General features: G+C 42.3%; 21 protein-coding genes. 5 read left to right on the top strand and 16 right to left on the bottom strand.

The window, feature by feature from the left end; translation table 11 throughout:
• Positions 1 to 604 precede the first annotated feature (604 nt).
• The 6 genes from ASG34_RS06970 to ASG34_RS06945 form a co-directional block, all read right to left on the bottom strand.
• Positions 605 to 1081, bottom strand: a complete 477-nt coding sequence (locus ASG34_RS06970) for a DUF2243 domain-containing protein (RefSeq protein ID WP_055828537.1) — start codon at positions 1079 to 1081, stop codon at positions 605 to 607.
• Positions 1082 to 1635: 554 nt separating this feature from the next.
• Complete coding sequence (locus ASG34_RS06965; RefSeq protein ID WP_055828536.1) at positions 1636 to 2022, bottom strand: BLUF domain-containing protein; 387 nt, start codon at positions 2020 to 2022, stop codon at positions 1636 to 1638.
• Between the two features lie 148 nt (positions 2023 to 2170).
• Positions 2171 to 2377, bottom strand: coding sequence for a hypothetical protein (locus ASG34_RS06960; protein WP_055828532.1), 207 nt, complete (start codon positions 2375 to 2377; stop codon positions 2171 to 2173).
• A gap of 335 nt (positions 2378 to 2712) precedes the next feature.
• Positions 2713 to 3060, bottom strand: a complete 348-nt coding sequence (locus ASG34_RS06955; protein WP_055828528.1) for a FlxA-like family protein — start codon at positions 3058 to 3060, stop codon at positions 2713 to 2715.
• 234 nt (positions 3061 to 3294) lie between these two features.
• A complete protein-coding gene (locus ASG34_RS06950; RefSeq protein ID WP_055828526.1) occupies positions 3295 to 3609 on the bottom strand; it encodes a putative quinol monooxygenase in 315 nt (104 codons plus the stop codon).
• An 84-nt stretch (positions 3610 to 3693) separates the two neighbouring features.
• Entirely contained in the window at positions 3694 to 4533 is an 840-nt protein-coding gene (locus ASG34_RS06945) for an oxidoreductase (protein WP_055828523.1), read from the bottom strand.
• 144 nt (positions 4534 to 4677) lie between these two features.
• Between ASG34_RS06945 and ASG34_RS06940 the strand changes: the two genes are divergently transcribed.
• Entirely contained in the window at positions 4678 to 5535 is an 858-nt protein-coding gene (locus ASG34_RS06940; RefSeq protein WP_235559696.1) for a LysR family transcriptional regulator, read from the top strand.
• Between the two features lie 187 nt (positions 5536 to 5722).
• Here ASG34_RS06940 and ASG34_RS06935 read toward each other — a convergent pair whose 3' ends face one another.
• The 4 genes from ASG34_RS06935 to ASG34_RS06920 form a co-directional block, all read right to left on the bottom strand.
• Positions 5723 to 6556 (bottom strand): EAL domain-containing protein, encoded by an 834-nt coding sequence (locus ASG34_RS06935; protein ID WP_055828520.1) that lies wholly within the window; start codon positions 6554 to 6556, stop codon positions 5723 to 5725.
• Between the two features lie 192 nt (positions 6557 to 6748).
• Positions 6749 to 8860: a sensor domain-containing protein gene (locus ASG34_RS06930; protein ID WP_055828517.1), complete on the bottom strand. Its 2112-nt coding sequence runs from the start codon at positions 8858 to 8860 to the stop codon at positions 6749 to 6751.
• A gap of 128 nt (positions 8861 to 8988) precedes the next feature.
• Positions 8989 to 10416 (bottom strand): aminotransferase-like domain-containing protein, encoded by a 1428-nt coding sequence (locus ASG34_RS06925; RefSeq protein ID WP_055828515.1) that lies wholly within the window; start codon positions 10414 to 10416, stop codon positions 8989 to 8991.
• A gap of 1074 nt (positions 10417 to 11490) precedes the next feature.
• Positions 11491 to 11988, bottom strand: a complete 498-nt coding sequence (locus ASG34_RS06920; protein ID WP_055828512.1) for a cupin domain-containing protein — start codon at positions 11986 to 11988, stop codon at positions 11491 to 11493.
• A gap of 467 nt (positions 11989 to 12455) precedes the next feature.
• Between ASG34_RS06920 and ASG34_RS06915 the strand changes: the two genes are divergently transcribed.
• Together ASG34_RS06915 and ASG34_RS06910 are read left to right on the top strand one after the other, a co-directional pair.
• Positions 12456 to 12662 carry a cold-shock protein gene (locus ASG34_RS06915; protein WP_055828509.1) on the top strand — a complete coding sequence of 69 codons (207 nt, stop codon included), beginning with the start codon at positions 12456 to 12458 and terminating at the stop codon, positions 12660 to 12662.
• A 367-nt stretch (positions 12663 to 13029) separates the two neighbouring features.
• Positions 13030 to 13539: an OmpA family protein gene (locus ASG34_RS06910; RefSeq protein ID WP_055828507.1), complete on the top strand. Its 510-nt coding sequence runs from the start codon at positions 13030 to 13032 to the stop codon at positions 13537 to 13539.
• Between the two features lie 520 nt (positions 13540 to 14059).
• Here ASG34_RS06910 and ASG34_RS06905 read toward each other — a convergent pair.
• The 4 genes from ASG34_RS06905 to ASG34_RS06890 all read right to left on the bottom strand — a co-directional run bounded on the left by ASG34_RS06905 (position 14060) and on the right by ASG34_RS06890 (position 18689).
• On the bottom strand, positions 14060 to 14590 hold the full coding sequence (locus ASG34_RS06905; RefSeq protein WP_055828504.1) for a cytochrome b: 531 nt from the start codon (positions 14588 to 14590) through the stop codon (positions 14060 to 14062).
• Positions 14591 to 14631: 41 nt separating this feature from the next.
• The gene (locus ASG34_RS06900) at positions 14632 to 15042 is read right to left on the bottom strand and encodes a hypothetical protein (protein WP_055828495.1); all 411 of its coding nucleotides are present in this window, start codon (positions 15040 to 15042) and stop codon (positions 14632 to 14634) included.
• 327 nt (positions 15043 to 15369) lie between these two features.
• The gene (locus tag ASG34_RS06895; RefSeq protein ID WP_255352320.1) at positions 15370 to 16587 is read right to left on the bottom strand and encodes an MFS transporter; all 1218 of its coding nucleotides are present in this window, start codon (positions 16585 to 16587) and stop codon (positions 15370 to 15372) included.
• 101 nt (positions 16588 to 16688) lie between these two features.
• The gene (locus ASG34_RS06890; RefSeq protein ID WP_055828489.1) at positions 16689 to 18689 is read right to left on the bottom strand and encodes an MHYT domain-containing protein; all 2001 of its coding nucleotides are present in this window, start codon (positions 18687 to 18689) and stop codon (positions 16689 to 16691) included.
• 163 nt (positions 18690 to 18852) lie between these two features.
• Between ASG34_RS06890 and ASG34_RS06885 the strand changes: the two genes are divergently transcribed.
• Both ASG34_RS06885 and ASG34_RS06880 read left to right on the top strand, forming a co-directional pair.
• A complete protein-coding gene (locus tag ASG34_RS06885; RefSeq protein WP_082504826.1) occupies positions 18853 to 19443 on the top strand; it encodes a biliverdin-producing heme oxygenase in 591 nt (196 codons plus the stop codon).
• Entirely contained in the window at positions 19440 to 21599 is a 2160-nt protein-coding gene (locus tag ASG34_RS06880; protein ID WP_055828483.1) for an ATP-binding protein, read from the top strand. Before ASG34_RS06885 ends, ASG34_RS06880 begins: the two co-directional genes overlap by 4 nt.
• 63 nt (positions 21600 to 21662) lie before the next feature.
• Here ASG34_RS06880 and ASG34_RS06875 read toward each other — a convergent pair whose 3' ends face one another.
• Both ASG34_RS06875 and ASG34_RS06870 read right to left on the bottom strand, forming a co-directional pair.
• On the bottom strand, positions 21663 to 22199 hold the full coding sequence (locus ASG34_RS06875) for a M15 family metallopeptidase (RefSeq protein WP_055828480.1): 537 nt from the start codon (positions 22197 to 22199) through the stop codon (positions 21663 to 21665).
• 378 nt (positions 22200 to 22577) lie between these two features.
• On the bottom strand, positions 22578 to 22931 hold the full coding sequence (locus ASG34_RS06870; protein ID WP_055828477.1) for a hypothetical protein: 354 nt from the start codon (positions 22929 to 22931) through the stop codon (positions 22578 to 22580).
• Positions 22932 to 22978: the final 47 nt, after the last annotated feature.

The following is a 22978-nucleotide window of genomic DNA, read 5'->3' as shown; positions in this document are numbered from 1 at the left end:
TTAACTAACAAGCCTCTCACACTTACATTCGAATTAGTTAAATCATGAGCAGTGAGCCGAAAGGATACTGGAGTAGCGTTAAAAACATAACCAATAAAATCTGAATTTAATGTAAGAATTGCAGTATGCGGAGTTCAGAGTTAGATTAAGATTCTGTTTGTTTTCGCAATGCATTTTGGGAAAAGTGCTCAGCTGACTTCAGCATAGTAGTCCGATCTGCTGCAATCAATGAAGAAGCAAATCAAACTCCGGTCATACTTTCTGTCGCTAAGGCAAACTCCGTAATTTGGGGTATTCATTATCTGAATGGCTTAAAATAATTAAGCCATCCCTGTAAAAAATAGCTCTATTAATCAAGGTTCATAGTTGTGCTTGTCTTTTTGAGCCCGTTCATTCACTCGAATAGCTAATAGAGAGCCAACAATTATGATGATTGACGATATGGAATCATAGCCAGGATCAGCGACAGCCCAGATGATTGAAGCAATAAGTGCTATAAATAAAAATATTTTCAGGAAAAGCATAAATCTCCTAGGTCACTGTCTGACGACAGATGATTCAATGTAGGAAATGACCGCGGCAGACTGTTAATAAACCGTCAAGATCAATCTTTTATTAAAATTAACCCGATTAAGATTAGACTGATACCCGAAGCTAGAAACGCCAGGTCATATGGCAATTTGTCACCCACATATTCCATTACATGATGAATATTCAGGATTTGATGATCAATAATACCTTCCGTAATATTGAAAGCGCCCCATCCAGCAAGCATTGATCCAGATAATACCTTGCCAGACCAACGCACATCATTTCTCTTGCCAGCCTTAAACAAAAGATGAACACCGACTAGCGTCATTATCCACACTGCAGCATGAAAATAGCCATCCCAAGTCATGTTGATTTTTGCAGACACTAAGTCTGTGACAGGGATTTTATTCGAGAGCATGCTATGTATCTGAAGGATTTGATGAAACACGATTCCATCTATAAATCCTCCCAGTCCAATTCCAAGCAGCATGCCGGCAGAAATCAATGGGGCTTTACGTTGGCCATGAGTCGACCCATTAACTTTACTCATTTCTTATATATCCAAAGAATTAATATCGATAAAACAAGTAAAGGCGAAAGAATTAATACGAAATTACCCCAGAAATCACTGTTGTAAACATTTTCTCTTACTAGAGTAAGGCAATGAGAACATACTCGTATGGACGTTGGCATAACGCAATTCCCGAGATTTAGACTTTAAAAATAGAGGAATAATAATAACGAAAGTTCATCTTAGGATGAGCTTTCTATTACATGATTTGAAATAACCGAGAAATTGACCCAGTCGAAACTATGCAGAAGATTTTATAATCTGACGCTTCAATCAGCCTGTACCTGATGATTTTTTAAAGCATGAAAGTTTAATGTAGCTACTTGATTGTGATTCATGATGGCACCTTGAGATTTTTCGAAAGGTGTTTCAAGGATATGTTTACGCACATCCTTTTTTTTATTCACTACTTTATATGTCGGAACGACTTTTAAATCTTAGAACTGGGTAGATAATCACATTCGATTATTTAAGCGAGCAGTTCAAGATGAAAGACTTAAGGTTAGGCCTTCGGTCTTTAGTGAGGTTTCGATTTACCCTACAACAAACCTATCAATCAATTTATGAAAAGCTTTTACGTTCAGATCTTTTTTTGAAATGATATTTTTTGGATCAGAGGCCTGGCTGGTTAGATCAATATAGCCTAATTCCCATTTATCGTATAAACGTGTTTGAGTCGCACCAACCGTGATTATAAAAACTCTGTTGTGTCGTTCATCTAGCAATATTTTTTCCATCAATCTATCTACGCCATCAGCTTGACCTTCAATATATTGCGTAAATGTACTCCCATCGAACAAAAGCACGCCAGTGATGCTATGTTTAACGTTTTGTTTGCGAGCATGCCTGATGATGTCGCTCACTATTGATGGGTCGTATTTAGATTGATCCAATGCACTTGTATATAAAACAAACTTCATTTCACCATGCCTTAATAAATAATACGATTATTTTGATTGTCGGACCGGTTACTTTTATCTAAGTGAGATATAAACTTCATTTAGCCTAAGTCGGCATTTCAACAGCTAAATCTCAATTTGAGTCTATTGTTTGATATCAAGGTTGAGTTTAAGTTACCTCTTCACGTTCTTCTTCAAGAGTTTTATAACAAATTTCACAGCTCACATCATAATCCGAAGTGTAGTCGTTGTAACTTACTATCTGGGCATTATCACCGCGTTGTGCATCAGCTTCATAGCAATGGTCGCATAACAATATTACTGGGTGGTCAATTTTACCTGCCGATTTCAATCCTCTTATTTTGCATATCTTCATAACGACATCCTTTTATATAAATATCGTGATAATTATGCTTGCGAAAATATTATTTTAGATTATTCAGTTTTAAGAGAAAAGACCTTTGACTATGAGTTCTTGAGGAGGGTGCCCATTTACGCAAGTCTTCAGCAATAACCAAGTAATCAGGGGCTGGCTAATACCATGTCTCCGTAGCAATCGTTGGCCGTTATTTGGCTTGGCGTAGGCGTTAGAATTTATCCAGGCGGAAGCTGCTTAGTGGCGACTAGTCGCAGTGGTCTTAGATTTTAATGGGGGAAAGCATCAGCTTTAAGTACCATCAGAACTGGTGGCAGGCTATTACGACCTGTTTCCTAAACTGCAACATCCACAATATTGCCTGGCCCAAATTTAAAAACATTAGAGGTGGCCGTATTGTTACCTTCATCAGATTTTGGTTTAGTTTGTGATTCTTGGTTTTTCTTGCCTTCTTGAGCCATAATTTGTTGAATTTGCATTTGAATCAACTTAATCTGGTCTTGGATGAGTTTTGATTGTTTTGAGACTTCTTCAGGCGAGCCTTTTAGTTCAGAAGCCTGCTTTTGTAATTCAGTTATCTTCTTCATTAATGCTGCCACTTTTGCTGCAGCGCTCGCGCCGCCAGATGTGTTTGAAGAAGTTGTCCTGCCTAGGCCCATGGTTCCAGCAATGATACTTGTCATAATTTATCCTGATACAAATGATAGGCCTATTAAAGTCCATGGTTGAAAACAGAGTTCTATCTTTTTCAAAACATGAACCTCTCTAACTTTATTATCGACATAAACTGCCGCTAATTTACCCTGTGAAATCAAGATTTGCCTTCATGTGTTTTAAGAAACGTCTTGAGCCATAGCTAAACATAAGTCATTACTGATATGACGTTGTCCCGTTAGAAATTTTTGGGCTCAGCTTTGTCAACTGCTGGCTCTGGGATTAGATAACATATCAAGGTAATGCATCACTAAAGGCGCACGTAACATTTTAGGCAAGATTTTCATTATTTCCTGCATATATGGCATTTTGAAATGTTGATCTAGATCGCTACGGTCATGCCAGTTTTCGTACATAACAAATACGTTAGGATCATCCGACGATCGGTGAAGGGCATAATTAATACATCCTGCTTCTGATCTACTAAGATCAATCAGAGATTTAAGTTTTGTAGCCACCTCATCTTGGTATTCAGGTTTTGCATATATAAATGCAACCAGACTTAGTTTCTTTTTCATGATTAATCCTTTCATAATGATTAGCAGGGTTTGTGAATTCCCGGTTGAAACTGATCTCCAGCAACCTGGTGCTGGAGATACCTGTTAAACATAGTCAGTAGAAACAGCCAGTTCTTTCCAAGCGTCCAGTTCCTTCTGCACAAATTGATTTTTTTCAATGATCTTGTGAACAGTGTCTGAACCCAGTGGCAATCTCAAAGGAGGATTTTGGCTGTCAACTAATTTCAAAATCGCCTTGGATAACTTAGCAGGATCGCCTGGTTGTGCATGATTAGCTGATGCAGCAAACTCACGCATTGCTCCCACTGTTTCCGCATATTCCGGAAACGACTTCTCGGTGGAAACCAGGGATGTACTATCTAGGAAATCTGTACGGAAGAAGCCTGGTTCTAATGTTGTAGCCTTGATGCCAAATGGCTCAAGTTCATAGGTCAGCGACTCGGTCAAAGCCTCCACTGCAAACTTGGTAGCGCAATATGCTCCCCATCCAGGATAAGAGGCATACCCACCAATCGATGAAATGTTAATGATGTGACCGCTGCTCTGGTTGCGCATGTATGGCAATACAGCGCGAGTCACATTGAGCAAACCAAATACATTGGTATTGAATAGATCTTTTACTTCTTGATCTCCAGACTCTTCAACGGCCCCCAGCAAACCATAGCCGGCGTTATTCACAAGAATGTCAATTTGTGAGAATTGGGCAATCGCAGCTTTAGCCGCCTGGATGGAGGCAGCCTCATTTGTAACGTCAAGTTTTAAAGCGAGGAGGTTTGGGTGATTACCCAATGCATCAATGACTGTTTTTGGATTGCGAGCAGTTGCAATGACTTTATCGCCACGTTCCAGTGCATCTTTTGCGATTAAGGCACCAAAACCTCTTGATGCGCCAGTAATAAACCATACTTTTGAATGTGTGCTCATGACAATCTCCTTTAACTAAATGAACCGCGACATGCAGAACATGGAGGCCATCATAATTACTATTCAAAAGTAAAAAAATATTCAATATAATTGTTTTATTATCAACTATAAGTTGTTTATATGCGGATGATCAGACCCTTAACTATGTTTCTGGCAGTAGCAAATGCGATGAGTTTTAGAAAGGCAGCTATTGATCAGGGCGTATCTCCACAAGCGGTCAGTAAAGCCGTTAAACAGCTCGAGATGCATCTTGGGTTGAAATTACTCCATCGCTCAACCAGGCATTTAAGCCTGACAGAAGACGGTGAGAAACTATTTCAAAATGCCAATCAGGGAATGCAGCTTTTAACAGACGCAATCGTTGGTCTCGAAGAAAGTAAGCAAGGCATGGATGGGATCATTAGACTTGCTGCACCGCTTGCTTTTGGCAATCGGATCCTGGTGCCTTTGATCGATGAGTTTCAGTCATTAAATACAGATGTTCACTTTGACCTGATGCTTAGCGATGAATTCGTAGACATCGTCACTCTGAGAATCGATGTTGGATTTCGAACTGGGCAGTCACCAGATAAAAATGTCATTTCCAGAAAACTGGGGGACATTGTTTCCGTCATTTGTGCATCGCCAAAATATATTGAAAAATATGGAATGCCTCTCGATTTGAATGACATTCAAGGACATCGATGCACCGGTTTTTTACATCCTCAAACTGGTAAGGAATTACCTTGGGAAATCAATGTAAATGGAGAGGTAAATTACATCCATGTGCCCTCTGTAGCGAGATTTAATAATATTGAGGCAGAAATTGAGGCAGTTAAACGTGGTATCGGTATTGGGCAGCTAAGCGAATACCTGATCAAGAAAGAATTGAGGGAGGGCGAATTGATACAACTCATGCCGGATGGTTGGGTGCCTAGATTAGGGATATACATGTATTACTCAGAGCGCACGAAAATTCCAACACGCGTAGGCAATTTATTGACTTTTGCATTTCAAAAATGAACAACAATAACCATTAAGATTGCTCTGTAAATGTATCGTTGAGTCGCGATTATTCACTTTTCTCTAAACTCATCCACCTGCACCCTCGTACTTGAACACTTTGAGCCATTGCTAAGTAATTAGAGACCGCCTGTACAACGGCAGTCCTATTCATCGAGAGACCCCTTAAATATGTGAGTCCTTATACTTAGGTTGGAAGCCTAAGACTTTTATTCCAGTCTTCAAGCCACTTCAATGTATTAACTTCATCCATTGGCTTTGCAAAATAATACCCTTGACCCAATTGGCATCCTAATTCCCGCAGGCCTATGGCTTCTAGGTTGGTCTCAATACCTTCTGCAATCGTGGCAATACCTAAGCTATCTGCCAGTTCGATGGTTGAAATAATAGATTTCCGGGATTTTGAAGAGAATTCCATCGTTGCCACAAGTGATTTATCAATTTTCAGCTCTGAAAAATGCATTTTTTCCAGTTGCGTCAATGAATAATGGCCTGCCACTGAATCATCAATACCCGATCGAAAACCATTGGTATTTAATTGGGTAAGAATATCTTCTGCATGAGCAGGGTTTTCTAAAGAGGCAGTTTCAGTGAACTCTAAAACGATTCGATGTGGATCTATATGAAACGCATGGCAAGAGCTATCTAGCGTATCGACTAGATGCTTATCTTTAATGCTGCAGTCTGAAATATTAAGAGAAAATGATAATTCCGGATCCAGCTTTTCAATGAATTTGAACCCCGTATCAATCGCTATATGAGTTAGCTGCCCAATTTGGCCTGTTTGCTCGGCTGCTGGAATGAAGGCTTCTGGTAGTTTTATTCCATGCTTGGGATGCTGCCATCGCAGAAGCCCTTCAAACCCCACCACTCTCCCAGTAGGTAAGTCAATTTGAGGTTGGTAATATAATGCAAACTGATTATTTTCGATGGCGTTGCAAATACTTGCCTTATCGAAGATGAGTTCCTCATTTTGTCTTCTATGACTTAAATCTGTTACGTTGCCATTCTTAATCATCATTGCACGTGTTCCTTCCAGTAAGATTTACCAAAACAGATAACTAAATATTCTTGAAGTGCAAAAGAAAGCATTCAGCCCCTAGATAATGAGAGGAATATTAATAATTAAAGTTTTATGTAAATTTTATAATTTAATTAATTAATTTATTTCAATTTAAATATTGGTTCAGGATTAGTGAATTTTTAAGTGAATTCATTGAGCCAATGCATGATGAAACTGTTTAACAAATTCCGGGATTTTTGCTGCGGAAAGTGGTTTGCTAAAATAATATCCCTGCATGCCTGTACAACCATTCTCTTGAAGGAATTCAACTTGCTCTTTAGTTTCTACGCCTTCAGCAATAATAGCTAAGCCCATTTTTTGAGCCATACTGATTGTGGCGGATACGATGGCAGCATCGTCCTTATCAATGGTTATATCCTGGATGAAAGACTTGTCAATTTTAAGGATCTCAATTGGTAATCTCTTTAAATAGCTCAAACATGAGTAACCAGTTCCAAAATCATCAATAGATAAGGTAAAACCGAGGCTTTTGATGTCATTCAATAACACTTCATAAAACTGGATGTTTTCCATCAAGCGACTTTCGGTTATCTCAAGTTCAAATTGATGAGGGTCCAGGGACATCTCAGCAATATTCTTTTTGAGCGTCTGCAGGAACAATGGATTCAAGAGTTCAACTACCGATACATTTATTGCTATTTTGAGATTTGTAATGCCTTCGAGACGCCATTTTTTCAATTGCGCGCCTGCCTCAAGAGTCACCCATTCCCCAATTTGTCTGATGAGGCCGATTTCTTCGGCCAACGATATAAAATCATTTGGTGGAATCAGGCCGAGCTTAGGATGTTGCCATCTTATGAGCGCTTCCACGCCTTCTACTTCCATGGTTCTGGTGTTGATTTTTGGTTGATAATTTAAAAAGAATTCATTATTTTGAAGAGCGCGTCTGAGGTCTCTTTCTAACAAAAACCTTTCTTCATTTTTGATGAATGTACCGTGATCGTAAAACTGGAGGGCATTACCTCCCATCATCTTCGCTTTGTACATGGCCAAATCAGCATGTCTGAGAAGTGTGGTCGCATCTGCACCATTTTCCGGATACATTGCAATGCCGATGCTGGCATTCAGAATGAGTTCATGTTGACCCACGACGATTGGATGGGAAAGAAAATCAAGAATCTTTGATCCAATTTTGCTTGCATTATCTTGGGTTTTAACGTTCTGTAAAACGATGGCAAACTCATCACCCCCCACTCTGGCGATAGAGTCGCCTTCTCCAATTTGAGCGCTCAGTAAATTACCAACCTCGATCAGCGTTTGATCTCCTACAGAATGCCCTAATGTATCGTTGATCACTTTAAAGCGATTCATATCCATGATCAGAATAGCGTGCACTGCGGAGTCACGTTGAAGAATAAGATGTCGTATGTGATCTTCTAACAGGGTGCGATTAGGTAAATTTGTCAGTGAATCATGGGTTGCAAAATGCAAAATTCGAGCTTCATTCCTTCGAATTTCAGTGATGTCAGTATGCACACCCACCCATTCCCTGATAGTGCCATCGTTATTTTTAACAGCATTCGCCCTTACGGAATAGTTTCTATATTCGCCTTCTTTATTTTTCAACCGGTGTTCCGCATTCAATGACTCGCCAATACTGATTGATTGATAGGCAGTTGCAAGAAACAGGTCGATATCATCGGGATGCATGTGTTTGGCCCAGCCCAAACCACGATATTCTTCAAATGTTTGACCGGTCAGGTTCTCCCAGTCAGATTGCTTGTCAATAAAATTTCCATGCGCATCACTAATCCACATCACCCCTTCAATCGCTTCGATGGCGGCTTCAAAACGCTCATTACTCAAAAAGAGTGCTTCTTGAGCGGTTTTTCCATCATGTATGTCAATAACTCCACCGATATAGCCAAGGTAATTGCCATCGTTATCGATCCTGGGTGAACCTGTATCTGAAACCCAACGGTAATCGCCGTCAGCTTGCTTAAGCCTATACTTGCCAAAGAAAACGTGCTCGGCCTCTTTTGCTTTTAAAAAAGTGGAGCCCATTACCTCACGGTCATCCGGGTGAACCATTTCAAGCCAACCGTAACCTAGTGCATCATTAACGTGCTGGCCTGTGATCTCCATCCATCGCTTGTTAATGAATATTGTTAATCCCGACTTATCAGACATCCAAATGATTGTTGGGCTGTTATTGGCCAAGTCTTCAAATCTTTTGTTTCTTAACTTATCAATTCGAATGATAGCGGGAGCATTCATATCAATACCTTGTAGTGGTTCCATTAACCAACTGATTAAAAAGGGTTTGATTAAAACCTTAGTTAATCTGACAGGCATTAACATTAAAGCTATCTGATCGTAAAAAACAGAATCAGATGGCTATATAAAAAGCGCACCAGAGAATGAGCAAGCTAATGAGATGGAGTGAGGTCGCGGATAATATTACCTAAGGTAGCAAGTGAAACTTCGATACTTGCATCCCAGATATGACCGTAGTTCAGGCGAATATAATCAGTGAATTTTTTTTGCGCGGAGAAGATTGGGCCTGGCGCAATGCTTATCCCGTTTGTAAGTGCTATCCGATGTACTGCTAATGCATTTACACCATCTGGTAGTTTCACCCATAAAAAATACCCTCCTTGCGGTGGAGTTAACCTGGTTCCAGCGGGAAAATACCTTTCTATCGCTTTAATAAAATTGATTTGATTGAGTAATAAGGAGTGCCTTAAACTACGAAGGTGTTTGTCATAACCACCTTTCTGAAGATACTTTGCCAACGCCACTTGCGCTGGCACTGAGGCAGATAGCGTTGTGGTTAATTTAAGTCGTTCGATGGCTTTAGAGAATTGGCCTGTGGCCACCCAGCCAATCCGATATCCTGGCGCCAGACATTTTGAAAAGGAAGAGCAGTGCATCCCCAATCCTTCAGTATCAAAAGCTTTTGCCGGTGCCGGCCGCTTGTTTCCAAAATACAGCTCGCCGTATACGTCATCTTCAATCAAGGGCACTTGATACCGGCACAGCAATTCAACCAAGGCCTTTTTCTTTTCGTCAGATAGTAAGCTTCCCGAAGGGTTTTGAAAGTTGGTCATCAACCAACAAGCTTTTGGTTTGTGTAGTTGCAAAGCTTTTTCCATTGCTTCTAAATCGATACCATCTCTTGGATGGCTGGGAATTTCGATGGCTTTTAGACCGATTCTCTCAATGGACTGGAGGGCTCCGTAAAATGTGGGCGATTCAATCAGAACCGTGTCGCCAGGCCGGGTAACGGCCATTAAACATAAATTCAATGCTTCAAGCGCACCATTGGTGACAACGATCTCATCCGTTTGAATATGAAGCCCATCAATCATGTATCGAAGTGCAATCTGCCTGCGCAGATTAAGATCACCCGGACTTAGATTGTCGACACTGTGCCAACGATCCATGGTCTTGACAGACGATGCCATCGCTTGAGCCAACTTATTACATGGAAATAACAAAGGGCTTGGAAATGCTGAACCGAGAGGCACCACATTACGCGCTCTGATGGATTCGAGGACTTCAAATACGAGCTCACTCACATCGACATGTTTACACTCAGGGTTAACAGAAAATGATGGATCAGGGGCTGATGGGCTGCCAGTCGTGTTGCCTGCAGTCACAAAATAACCGGAACGCTCATGAGCACTAATGAGCCCTCTGGCCTCAAGTAAATAGTAAGCCCGAAAAACTGTTGAGGAACTGACATTTCTACTTTTGCATGTTTGACGTACTGAAGGTAATTTATCCCCGCGACTAAGCACGCCCTCATAAATTGATTGAGCGATCGAATTTGCTAATTCTTCATATAATTTCATGGGTTAGATTGAATCAAAGCCTGATTGAGGCTTATTTTGTTTCAATACATTACGAAATTTTCCATCACCTGGTTTTAATGAGATTTAAAGCCGCGCTCTCTTGCATTATGAACTTAACTGTTCGTGGGGAGTGATATTTATTGCAGTGGGAAAAAGCACCTATATGTTCTGTTGTGAAACACATTCGTAAACTCACCGCCGGAGAGGGGGAGTGCACTGATCGCTGCCTAAAATCCTGCTAATAGTCATTCGCTTAGAGGCACAACCAAGCAATCAGGATTGTTCTGATACAACGATAATTCAGGTGGTAATTGTTGGCCGTTATGTTGGCTTGGTGTGATCGTTCAGATTGATTCAGGCGGGAGTAATTAGCGTTGATGCTCAGGTTTGATTGTTAGGTTGGCAGGTTACTGTCACCATGAGATAACTCAAGTCCTATGTCAGGGTCTTTTTATTTTAGTATCTATCGAATTGAAAGGTATTAAAGTTGGAATCATTTGCCTCTATGTGCGCTAACCGCTAGTTCTTAAGAAATAGCGAGATTATCGTGAGCATTATTCGATGCGTCTAGGTTCTAGTCTAAAGCAACTAATAAACGGCTCACTAGCCTTTACTACCCTATGAGAGTAGGCAGGTGAGATAAGTATTCTCTTAGGTTAATAAGGTCAATCCCATGAGCATTAATCAGGATCGCTAAAGCAGGCCTTGGATTTACTTTAAACAAAAATAATATATCTGCTGAGGATCTGCACCGAGTTATTACTGCCGCCACTCAAGGTGGTGCTCACATTACCATTGTTAATATGCAGAAATCTCGGTCAAAAGAATTGCCACTGTCTTTCAGCAACTCACCAACTTGCCACTTTAAGCTCTCACCATAGCGTGCGCCTTCAACCACGGTCAATTAATCAGGGCTTGGCTGATACGCCAGCTTATCCCGGCGCAATGATTAGCGGGTATATTGGCTTAGTGGGTATAGAAGTTAAGAGGAAGGTGAGTCAATGGCAATGCAACTCAATGATTCACCTTGCAGAGGAGCAAATTGGATAGTGCCCCATCTGCTAAGGATCATGGTTACTTCTTCGAGCCCGTCTTTCTAGGGTCATCACTCGGATTTGTGTATTTTATATCCCAAGGGCCGGTAGCAATCAACTCAACAATGGTTTCTTTGTCCGTAGTCCACACATAATGAGTGTGACCTGTAGGGAGTACAAAACTAGAACCTGCATTTAATACCTCACCTTTTGATTTATCGAGTTTAGGCCCCATACCATTTCCTAACTGACCACTGAGTACCGTGACGACCTCGGTAAATGGATGCGTGTGTGGTGGAATTGGATAGTTTGCAGGAAATTTTAACCAGGCTATAAAAACACCTTTTTTCGTTGGGTCTCCAACCACAATAGCGCTTTTAGCTCCCTTCGGCAGAATGGGCTCATCTTTCCATTCAATATTCTCAGGAGTAAAAGACTTCATTGTTGTGGCACTCATACGCTCAATGTTGTCTGCGGCACCTGCAAAGTTGCTTAAACAAAAAAACGTTGTGGCAGCAAGCATGGATATTTTTTTCATATCATCCTCTGATTATTTCAATATAATTTATTCAATAAATATACAGATCTGTATATATCTGGATTTTATGAGGAAGTATCATGAATATATTGAGATAAATCATTAGTGGTCCCTAATGATTTGACTGAGGATTAAGGGCATTCTAAAGGCCAAGTATTTCGAAGTGTTATATTGAGCTGAACCTCATTGCGCCTGTGTGATTGAATACCGTGCCTCTCTTTTATTGCTATTATCACTGGATTAAAAGTGTCGATTAAATAAGTAGCGACTCATCAAATGAATGAAATGCTTAAATAAACCTTGCTATATTTGGAGCATTAGCCCATAGTGGATGGGCGGTGAATTGCAAGTCCTTTAGTTTTTATCAGTTTAGTTTCTTTCATAAGTTTCTTTTCTTTTTCATTCCTAGTCTTGTTTCTCGCCTAACTTCAGGCAAATGCCTTATTTTTATTTTCAAAGGAATTAACATGGCTATAGGCAATGTAAAATGGTTTAACGACGCTAAAGGTTTTGGTTTTATCACTCCAGATAATGGTGGTGCAGATTTGTTTGCACACTTCTCAGCTATTTCTTCAGATGGCGGCTTTAGAAGCCTCAATGAAGGTCAACGTGTATCATTTGATATCGTGGTTGGCGCTAAAGGCGAGCAAGCAGCGAATATCAAGCCGGAATAATCTTCCAGCATATAAGCAGTGATGCATTGCTTAATTAAAAGCCCAGTAACACTGGGCTTTTTTACGTCCATCAATCAAGTGATGATCCGGGCAGTTTTTATCATTACGTGTTCTGGTTGATAGCCGACTTCCTGAAAGTATTTGTAATTGATTATTCTTTGGCATTCATCAAACTTTTACCAAGCAGGCAAATTCCTACACAGTTTAGAGAAGTTTTCCGATAAATGTTTATCTGATAAATGGTTAGTCTGATGCTGTTGATACGAAGAAAGCCTCTATCCTAGTGAGCACTACGCTGGTTATTAACAAACTAACGGCTATGTAAAAACATCGCTAGTTCATAAGTTTGCAGAAAACAGGAGAAATCATGAAAGCATACACTTGGAAAATCGTTGCACTTGCATTTGTTTTAACCGCTTGTAAAAGCACCCCAACGGATTTATCACATACTGCTAATCCAACCTCAAAACAGGAAACTGCTGCAGAGCATGCTGTAGGCGAGAAAGATGATGGCAGGGCATACAAAATATATGGTGCTTATCTTTCAAACCGCCAGGTATATTTTGATTACAACAGCGATAACCTCAATCCCAAATATAAAAACCTGATTGCAGTACATGCCAAGTATCTGCTAAATCATCCACAAAGCAAGATTTCACTACAAGGTCATTCAGATGAAAGAGGTACGCCTGAGTACAACAAAGATCTTGGGATGCGCCGGGCTGTGGCTGTGAAAAATGCATTTGCTGCTCAAGGGGTAAAGAATGCGCAACTGGAGACATTAAGTTACGGGAATGAATTCGCAAGCCGCGATTGCCCTGATGAACACTGCCACAAAATTGATCGTCGTGTAGATATCAGCTATGGTGTTAAGTAGAGTTTCTCTAAATTGATGATCAATTAAGAAATTCTGTTGATACTCAATTATAAAAATGCCTTGCAGAAATGCGAGGCATTTTTTTATGTTTTACTTTTTGGCAAAAATTTATTTTCAGTGAGCTATTCCAATGATCTTGGACTGGTTTGCTGATGCCGTTGTAAGTGTTGTTTTTCAAAGGGTAATAAAAGGCAAAAAAAAGAGACTTTAAACAAGTCTCTTTTTTTATTTTAGGCTGAATATTTCAGTTTACATAGACTCTTATGATCTCAGATCAGGAGAAGCAGATGGCTCGTTTTTAACTTTAGCCATTACTTTGCGGGCAATGGCTGACAAAGCTAGTAAAAATAATAATTTTTTCATTTTAGATCCTTTAAACAATTGAATATGGGGGCTAAATATTTAAATTTAGAACGTGTAGTTATTTAATAACGAACCCATTTTCAAACATATCCGACACACTCTTATTTATACGTAGGAGACTACTTACCTGGAGAGCCTTGGAATTTCTGTTTGCTGATTAACTCTCTTCTACCAATCCAAAAATTTGATGGTAGATAGCTGCAGTAATGTGGATAGCAAACAAGGGATAAATCATCACCGAAATTAAATAGTGAAAACCTAATGCCGTTTCGTGAAGAGGAGATGTTTGCTCAAGCAGGGGAGGTAATGTAAATACATCAAAAAAATGAAATGTTTCGCCGCTGGTTAGCAACATCAATAGCCCTAAAAGACATTGCGTAATGATGATGATGTAGATTGATCTGTGCAGGGAAATCGCCACCAGCTTTTGCCACGGTTTGATGCTGTACGAATGAATAGGGTTAGGATTCAGATTTCGCCATGTCAATCTGGTGATCATCAAAAAGAGCAACAAAATGCCTAAAGATGAGTGGCTGGAAGTGAGCTCCAGCTTTTCAGGGCCGGGAGCTAAATCCGAAAATTGACTAGCGATTACTATGATAGCTAAGAGCATCGCCACACTCGTCCAATGCAAAATCCTGGCTATCAGACCATATTGTGTATTCGAGTTTTTAATATCAATGCCCATCGCTTAAGCCCCCGCTTCTATTGCCCTACTGTAGAGATAGTTTATTTCAGGGAGTATCTAAGGACTTTAATTGCAGCCATCCCAAACCCAAAAGTAGTTAAAGAGAGTGTTGTATAGAGGAACAAGATATATGGCAGTGAATGAATTTTTGGGTCTATGGCCAATATTAAAAACGCCGTTGGATTACCTATTGAACCTAGTGCCATAGGCCAAATAACAAACTTGGGCAACCTGATTTTTGATGCGTAAAAACCTAATAACAACATGGTCATCATTAAATAGTCCAGGTGGCCAGAGAGAAGGTTTTCTGTGCTGGTGAATATATTCAGCATGTAAGGAATTTTCATGCCTCTGGTCATGACCAGGCACCATGCAAGCACCAACCCGGTTAGTAATGTAATACAGGCTGTTCTTAATAAAATCACATTACCGGCATGTTTATCTTCATTCATTTTATTTCCCCTTGATATCTTTAGTTATAAAACCCATCACCAAAATCGGCTAGTTCAAACCTGATAACAGCACCTATATGAAATTGCTCATTAAATGTTCAGACAGGTCTGTCTATCCATTCTATAAATTTTTTTTGGGTAAAGCAAGGGAGTTAATCAGAGGTTTTATAGGACGATGTGAGCTTTATTCTCGAATATCGAAATGTTGGTCTATCGTTTTAAAGTTAGATAGCTTTTGCAAGCGCTTCACCAGGAACATAGCAATGCTTCCTGCAAATTGGTACTACTGACTGTCAGCACAATGTAGAAATCGTTTAGTTGCAGATATTAATTTGACCTAAAGTTATTGTCTTCCGCGAACGTATCTTCTTCAGAAAAATCCTTGGTCTCGGGCATGGCCAGCAATAGCAAAGCAAATGCCGTCGTGGCAATTGCCGCAAGGGTGAGGAAGGCTGCGTTATAGCCTGCCTCCTGTAGTACTAGACCCGCCACGCCGGGGCTGAGCGCCGCGCCCAATCCAAATACAGTGGAGAGTGCACCCAGGCTGACATTAAATCTTCCGGTCCCTTGGGTGAGGTCTTTCACAATGATAGGGAACAGCGCACCAAAGATGCCGGCGCCTATGCCATCCAGCAACTGCACCCCCACTAACCAGTACGGGTCGTCAGACAAGATGTAAAGCACGCCACGTAGCGGGAGTATCAGAAATCCGGCAAGCAATAAAGGTTTGCGACCCCATGTATCCGCTTTAGCACCCACCAGCATCGCCATAGGCACCATCACCAGCTGTGCGGCAACGATACAGGCGGATGTTAATGGCGTCGCCATCTGTAAGTTAATCTGGGCCAGCTTCTGGCTGACAAGTGGCAGCATGGCCGCATTAGACAGGTGAAACAATGCACAACAAACGGCGAAAGTGATTAGCGATTTGTTAGTGAGCAACACTCGCAACCCTGAAGCATGTTCTGTATCTGATGACGGACTGGGAATTGAACCTCTCGCCAGGTTGTGATCAATTTCATCTGCAGAGATAAAACTGACAGAAATTACACTACCGATCGCCATGGCGCCCATTAAATAAAAGACGAAGACTGGACCAAAGAAATAAGCGAAGACACCTGCCAGCAGGGCGGCAACGGCATTACCTGCATGGTTAAAGGTTTCATTGCGGCCGGTTCTTTGTGTGAATGCACGTGGGCCAGTGATCCCTAGCGAGATAGCAGCGATGGCCGGTGCGAATACAGATGCAGAGAGTGCACTAATCGCTTGTGTGAGCGCCACCAAACTGAATGTGCTTATGAACGGAAGAATGACGCTGCTGATAGTCACCAGTAAGGCGGCAATGACGATGACTGCACGTTTGCTATGTGTTTTATCAAGCAGGGCGCCAGCGGGTATTTGCGTGACTAGCGCCGTCACACCGGCAAGCGTCATTACAAAGCCAATGCTGGCTGGTTCCCAGTGGTGTACTGCCAGTAAATAGATGGCCAGGTAAGGGCCTAATCCATCGCGGACATCCGCCAGGAAAAAATTTAGGGCATCCAGAGAAAGGGTATTGCGACGGCTTATTTTTTTTGTGTACTCACGCTAGCTTCCTAAGCGAATGTTAATAAACCAGAAACCGCCTTTGGAGTCCTTTAATTGCTTTAAGCTGCAGCACTTTCTTTTGCGTGTAAAGGAAGCCTGATAGTGAATTGGCTACCTGATCCCAAACCTTCACTGTGGCAGCTGACCGTGCCGTCGTGAAGCTGAACCAGGGTTTTAACCAATGCCAAGCCCAGCCCTAATCCGCCTTGTGATCGATCGGAGCTACGTTTTGCCTGGGCAAACAAGTCAAAAATCAGTTTCTGGTCCTCGGGGATAATACCAATACCATCATCTGTGATCGTGATAGTGACTTGGTCGTCGGCGGTTTCCAGGCTCAAACTGATATTGCCTTGCGCGGGTGTATATTTCGCAGCGTTATTGAGCAGGTTGGATACCACCTGGACTAAGCGTTTGAAATCGCCTAACACACTGACGGGTCTTGATTCGATCTGAAGGGAAAGCGTTTGCTGTTTTGAGTCGATTAAAGGCTTCACTTGTTCAACTGAATCCGAAATCACGGCCAGCATGTCTTGAGGTGAATTTTCAATGATGACCAGGCCTCTGTTCACTCTGGATACATCTAGTAAATCATCGACCAGCCCTACCATATGTTTTACCTGGCGTTGAATGATCTCGGTGGAATTCCTGACTCTTGCTTCATCAAAGTTGCTTAAAGACATGATGTGGGCAGCGGCGCTGATCGGTGCCAAAGGATTTCTCAACTCATGCGCCAGCATGGCAAGAAAATCATCCTTGCGCATATCTGCTTCGCGCAGGGCCTTCTCGCTCTGCCTTAACACGATTTCGTTCTCTTTAAGTGCTTCCCTCACATTGTAGCGGTCAGTTACATCACGGGTCGTACCTGCCACACACTTGACCTCGCCTTGCTCATCAAATACCGGCACAAAAATGTAGTCATACATGCGCCGGCCAAAGGCGCCATCAAAAAAGACTTCACCACGCAATGGCTTTTTAGTAGTGCGTACAGTATCGATTTCCTTATCATGCATTTCAGCATGCCAGGGTTCATAGCCAAGTTCCAGGAAGGTCTTGCCGACGGTTTCTTCATAGGTACGGCCAAATAGTTTCAAGAGCTCTTCATTGGCATAGGCAAAATGATGATGCACCTCGCCAAATTCAAAAATATAAACAAAATCTGGGATGGTATTGAGGATAGTCTCGTAAAGACGTTTGCGCTCTTCTGAGCTTTTCAGCAACTGTTCATTTTGAAGGCCTAGATTATCTGCTAGATGACGCGCTGTTTGCTCACGCTGCAACAAATCCTGGCGCTCATCTGAGGTTGATTGCACCAGCGCTAAAATCTGGGATCGTGATTCAAGCCTGGCATTGAACAATGATGCTGTCATCGCAATCGTGAAGATGCCAAAGGTAGCGATGATGACGATGAGTGCCAAACTATCCTGGCTGACGCCATCCGTTGCCGCCATACAGATACTTCCCAGCGGAAACTCTGCTGCGGCCATTCCAGTGTAGTGCATACCCACAATGGCCGAGCCCATCACCACAGCTGCACAAAATCGCGTGAGCATAATATTTTTAGTACCTTGCCGTAATCGGAATGCAATCCACATGGCTGCACCAGAAGCGCTCACCGCGATAAAGGCTGATGTAACAAACAATAAAGGGTCATAAACAATGCCGGGTTGCATCCGCATGGCCGCCATACCGGTGTAATGCATGGCAGTAATGCCAGCCCCCATCAAAAGCGCGCTGACAACCAGGCTTTTAACGGATAGCTCCGGCCGGCTGGCTTGCCACAAGGCCAAAGCAGATACGCCGATTGGAAGTGCCAGTGATAAGACAGTAATGCTGAAGTCATACCCTAGCGGGATAGGCAGGCGAAATGCCAGCATGCCAATGAAATGCATTGCCCAAATGCCGATACCTATCGCTAATGCACCACCGGCTATCCACCAGCGCGCAGCTTTGGCATCTGATTTTGTGATGGTCCCGGCCAGACTGATGGCGAAGTAAGAAGCGAAAATGGCAACAAGGATAGAGGCGATGACGAGTGGTGTTTGATAATGACTAACCAACATTGATGTGCCTTTTTTGCCAGTGGCTGCTTGTTTAAAGTTTTTATTTCTTGCTAATTTATAGGCGCATCAAGGCACCAAATGTGTAACAATCTTGTTTCAAATTTAATGCAATTTTTTGCTATGTGGTAATAATTATTGCAATAGTAAAGCATCCTATGATTACATGATAGCTATGATAACAACGGCCTCAGATACAGTGCTACCCCTGCTACGGAAAGCCACAGCAGAATTACATGCAAAATTAGATAATAGCCTGCCATTAGCCTCTGCATACCCATCCATTGAAGATTATTCTCAGCACTTGCTTGGTTTCAAAAACTGGCTTTCTGAAATTGCCGCGTTTGTTGATCGCAGCAGTTTTTCATCGAGTGAGTTTAGCGAGATCAATACGGCGTTACTCAAGCTGCTTGAACGTGATTTACAGGCACTGAATGTCAAAGTAACTTCTCCGGCGCCTAGCAACGAAAGTTCTATCAAGCTGAATGCTGCCTACTGTATGGGGATCGAATACGTTGTTAAAGGTTCCGCTTTGGGTTCCGCGATGCTTTATAACAAAGCTGCAAAAATGTTTCCTGCTGCGCCTATTGAATTTATGCAGGATTCAAAAAACAATGGCAAGCACCGCTGGAAAGAATTTATTGAAAAGCTCGAGGCGCATGACTGGACTGAAGACGACTTGGTGAGCGCTCAGCAAGGCTCAGTATGGGCTTTCCAGCGCTATATCAAATTGCATGAGATGTCTCAAGAACAATGACTCAATTAACGCTGGATAATTGCGATCAAGAACCCATCCATACGCCTGGTGCTATCCAGCCGAACGGCGCTTTATTGGGTTTTGCGCTTAGTGGCGACTTGCTTTATTTCAGCGAAAATGCGGCCGGCTTTCTGGGAAGCATTCCGTCAAGTTCGCTAAATAATCTGCATCTTGAAACGTTACCGGGCGCAGCTGATTATATTCTGCAATATCTGGAAGATGCGAGAAATGGCCAGGCGATACTGATCACCCATGAGCTGAATGCGATAGACCATAGAGTTTATGATCTGGTAATGCATACATATGCCGATATCGTGATTGCCGAGTTTGAAATCAGAAGCCTGGCTGATGACGACACCATTTCTTTTTCGGTGAAAGTGCAGAAGGCACTTAACGTTATCCGCCAGCAAAAATCGATTGCTTCAGTCATGCAGGCAGCAGCAAATGAAGTCAGGCTTCTCACCGGGTTTGACAGGGTCATGTCCTACATTTTCCATCAGGATGATAGCGGACACATTGTCGCTGAATCAAAACGTGATGATCTTGAACCTCTTGTGAATCGCCATTATCCGGCCAGCGATATCCCTCCCCAGGCGAGACGTCTATATATTGAAAATACGCTGCGCCTGATCTCGGATGTGGCCAGCACACCGATACCCATTCTCAGCTTGGGCAATCAGCCGCTGTTAGACATGAGTCACTGCATACTGCGCAGTGTGTCACCTATCCACATTGAGTATTTACAGAATATGGGTGTCGGTGCATCCATGAGTATTTCAATCGTCGTGAATGGCAGGCTGTGGGGGCTGATTGCATGTCATCATATGTCCAAAAAACAGGTGCCTTACTCATTGCGCATGGCTGGCGATGTACTTTGCCAGATACTTGGCAGTACGGTTAACCAGCTGGAAACCAAGGCGGCGGCCGATCAGAGTGTGTTAGCTTCGGTTGAGCGCGCACAGCTTTCCCTGAAACTGGTCAATTCAGAAGATTACGTTAAGGACTTGCTGGATAGCGCTGCTTCGTTTAAAAAAATCATTCAGGCCGATGCCGTATTGATTACTTTTAATGGCCGCGTGAATACGCTCGAAGTCAGCCCTGAATTAGCCAATGAGCTGATTCACTGGTTAGATGGTCTACCAGAAGATTACTTTCAGTTTAGCTCTGTCCAGGAAGCACCTCCTTTTTTTACCACTGTAGGTAACGGCCTCACAGGTGCGTTAGGCTTCTCGATCGATAGAAGTAACCAAAGCTGGATCATTTATCTGCGACTGGAAAAAGTCCACACCATCAGCTGGTCTGGTTTCCCTGAAAAAGAGTATAAGGTGGGACCCTTGGGGATCAGGTTAACGCCCCGGGGCTCATTTGATGAGTGGAAAGAAACCGTAAAAGGACAGTGTGAAGCGTGGACACAGACAGAAATATCCGTCACTAAAGACTTGCAGCTGGATTTGATGAAGGTCACCAACACTAAGAGTGCCGAGAATAACCGTTTACGCACGCAGTTGATGGCGATCCTGGGGCACGATTTAAGGGATCCACTAAACTCTATCAGTATGGCGAATCAATTCCTGGAACGCGTGGAAGGCTCTTCAAAAATGCGGGCCCGCATCAAAAGCTCTACAGGGAGAATGAGCCGCTTGATTACTGATGTGATGGATATGGCAAAACTGCACGGAGGCATGGGGTTAAAAGTCAGCCCGGTCGAAACAGACCTGACCTCTTTGTTGAACGAGATTATTGAAGAAAACCGGGTCGGTTATCCGAGCTCTGAAATTATTTCTGAGCTTTGCGAAATAGTCACGGTAGTCGATCCTGACCGGATTAGCCAGGTGATTGCCAATTTAATCAGTAATGCCCGGCATCATGGTGAGATCGGCACGCCAATCAAGGTCATCCTGCAAAATAACACAGGCGTGATCACACTCGCTATACGAAACAAAGGTGCCGCGATAGATCCTGAATTAACGAAGATATTGTTTGACCCTTTCAAACGCTTATCCAAGCAAAATGATCGTAACAAAACCGGCATGGGCTTGGGCCTGTATATTTCGAATGAAATCATGAAGGCTCACAATGGTGAAATTATCTACAGCTATGATGATGAGAGTGCGGAAGTAGTATTCACCCTGAAATTAGCTGCTCTACAGAATTGAGAGTGGTTACTAAACGCTATCTTCAAAAGCTGAAGAGGTTAATCTGGCTAACTTAACGCTCTGCTAACCCAATTCGCTAGCATTCGCAGGCTGGTAGCACCAATGCCAAGGCTCGTACTGATAACCTAATGCATTTCCCGCTGGATACGACAAGTAAAAACTAAAGTCATTAGCGCGGCTTTGCAGCCAGTAAAAGGCTGTGGTCTGTTCGAATTCCACTTCTAAAATGGGGCCGCCGTAAGTAGCCACATCAATGGCTCTGCCGGTATGATGCTCGCTGAATCCGGGAGGCGCGTTGATCTCGAGGATTTTATTAATCGGTTGGCCGTTGACTAATTTACCGCGGATGATTTCGATTTGCCGGTCTATGCTTCGGAAAGCAGAAACGATATATATAGAAATACCTTCACCGAGCGCTGCCGCTTTCATCCTCTTCCAGGCATCTGCGGCTTCGGGAGTCAGGTAATGTTCTCTACCACTGGTTTCAATTTCGGCAAGCACCAGCTGTTCAGATTCAACATACTGTTGCATGCCTCTGGCAATTAATGCTTCTGTCGAAATACCAAGTTCTGCGATGAGTAAATTTAAACGGTCATCCATGAAGTATTAGCTCAGATTAATAAAAATGGTGGTTTTTTGAGATTTCATTCTTTTTAATGATCAGATCTAATGCATATCCATTTTCAATATATCCTTCATTGAAATGCAATATCTTTCCTGAATCAAAAGTCACATCGATGGAAAGGCTTGCCTCGCCATTGGGAAGTGATTAACAGTCATACTTGTACCATCTTTCGGTGGAGGGATGAGTAAGTTGCCTGAAATAATGTTAAAAACGCCAGCATCAAGCAGGCGTTTTTTAGATAAAGACTAGAATGAAAATGGAGTGAGCAGGGAAGGTTTCTATTTTGTCACTAAACGCATGCCGCTCCAGCTGGATATTTTTTGCAGTATGTCATTTACCTTGCACCATAGCTTTCAAACATAGGTATCCACGCTGGTAGTGACACTAGGCGAAACTGCACCTAAAAAGATTGCCAGTGCGTGATATATATAAGGCACAGCTGAAATCACGGCCAGTGCTGGTGTCAAATCAAATATAAACGCAACTGTCGGGATGAGCACCAGCCAATTTTTGGCTATCATGGCACCCCTGACCAGGCATAGTCCCCAGATCCCCACCATACACAATACATACAGTAATGAAGTCATATTGAATGTATTTAATGACAAGCCGTTCTGGACAAGGCCAGCATCAGCCAGGTAAGTTGGCAAAACCAGCAAAAGATAAGAAACAATAAACAATCTGGTATCAGAAAAAATTTTATACATGGTCAAATCCCCTGGTTAAGCTTTATTTGAATAATTGATCTAAGGCT

This window comes from Methylophilus sp. Leaf416 (assembly GCF_001424665.1).
Lineage (GTDB): Bacteria > Pseudomonadota > Gammaproteobacteria > Burkholderiales > Methylophilaceae > Methylophilus.
Note: the sequence above shows the minus strand (reverse complement) of the source record. Positions and strands in the feature narration are given on the sequence as shown.

What these genes read in the sequence shown, in the direction of transcription:
- ASG34_RS06970 (WP_055828537.1), bottom strand. Translation starts at nt 1,081, where the DNA reads ATGAGTAAAGTTAATGGGTCGACTCATGGCCAACGTAAAGCCCCATTG.
- ASG34_RS06890 (WP_055828489.1), bottom strand. Translation starts at nt 18,689, where the DNA reads ATGTTGGTTAGTCATTATCAAACACCACTCGTCATCGCCTCTATCCTT.
- ASG34_RS06930 (WP_055828517.1), bottom strand. Translation starts at nt 8,860, where the DNA reads ATGGAACCACTACAAGGTATTGATATGAATGCTCCCGCTATCATTCGA.
- ASG34_RS06875 (WP_055828480.1), bottom strand. Translation starts at nt 22,199, where the DNA reads ATGGATGACCGTTTAAATTTACTCATCGCAGAACTTGGTATTTCGACA.
- ASG34_RS06950 (WP_055828526.1), bottom strand. Translation starts at nt 3,609, where the DNA reads ATGAAAAAGAAACTAAGTCTGGTTGCATTTATATATGCAAAACCTGAA.
- ASG34_RS06955 (WP_055828528.1), bottom strand. Translation starts at nt 3,060, where the DNA reads ATGACAAGTATCATTGCTGGAACCATGGGCCTAGGCAGGACAACTTCT.
- ASG34_RS06945 (WP_055828523.1), bottom strand. Translation starts at nt 4,533, where the DNA reads ATGAGCACACATTCAAAAGTATGGTTTATTACTGGCGCATCAAGAGGT.
- ASG34_RS06880 (WP_055828483.1), top strand. Translation starts at nt 19,440, where the DNA reads ATGACTCAATTAACGCTGGATAATTGCGATCAAGAACCCATCCATACG.
- ASG34_RS06870 (WP_055828477.1), bottom strand. Translation starts at nt 22,931, where the DNA reads ATGTATAAAATTTTTTCTGATACCAGATTGTTTATTGTTTCTTATCTT.
- ASG34_RS06910 (WP_055828507.1), top strand. Translation starts at nt 13,030, where the DNA reads ATGAAAGCATACACTTGGAAAATCGTTGCACTTGCATTTGTTTTAACC.
- ASG34_RS06935 (WP_055828520.1), bottom strand. Translation starts at nt 6,556, where the DNA reads ATGATGATTAAGAATGGCAACGTAACAGATTTAAGTCATAGAAGACAA.
- ASG34_RS06940 (WP_235559696.1), top strand. Translation starts at nt 4,678, where the DNA reads ATGTTTCTGGCAGTAGCAAATGCGATGAGTTTTAGAAAGGCAGCTATT.
- ASG34_RS06915 (WP_055828509.1), top strand. Translation starts at nt 12,456, where the DNA reads ATGGCTATAGGCAATGTAAAATGGTTTAACGACGCTAAAGGTTTTGGT.
- ASG34_RS06920 (WP_055828512.1), bottom strand. Translation starts at nt 11,988, where the DNA reads ATGAAAAAAATATCCATGCTTGCTGCCACAACGTTTTTTTGTTTAAGC.
- ASG34_RS06905 (WP_055828504.1), bottom strand. Translation starts at nt 14,590, where the DNA reads ATGGGCATTGATATTAAAAACTCGAATACACAATATGGTCTGATAGCC.
- ASG34_RS06965 (WP_055828536.1), bottom strand. Translation starts at nt 2,022, where the DNA reads ATGAAGTTTGTTTTATATACAAGTGCATTGGATCAATCTAAATACGAC.
- ASG34_RS06900 (WP_055828495.1), bottom strand. Translation starts at nt 15,042, where the DNA reads ATGAATGAAGATAAACATGCCGGTAATGTGATTTTATTAAGAACAGCC.
- ASG34_RS06925 (WP_055828515.1), bottom strand. Translation starts at nt 10,416, where the DNA reads ATGAAATTATATGAAGAATTAGCAAATTCGATCGCTCAATCAATTTAT.
- ASG34_RS06885 (WP_082504826.1), top strand. Translation starts at nt 18,853, where the DNA reads ATGATAGCTATGATAACAACGGCCTCAGATACAGTGCTACCCCTGCTA.
- ASG34_RS06960 (WP_055828532.1), bottom strand. Translation starts at nt 2,377, where the DNA reads ATGAAGATATGCAAAATAAGAGGATTGAAATCGGCAGGTAAAATTGAC.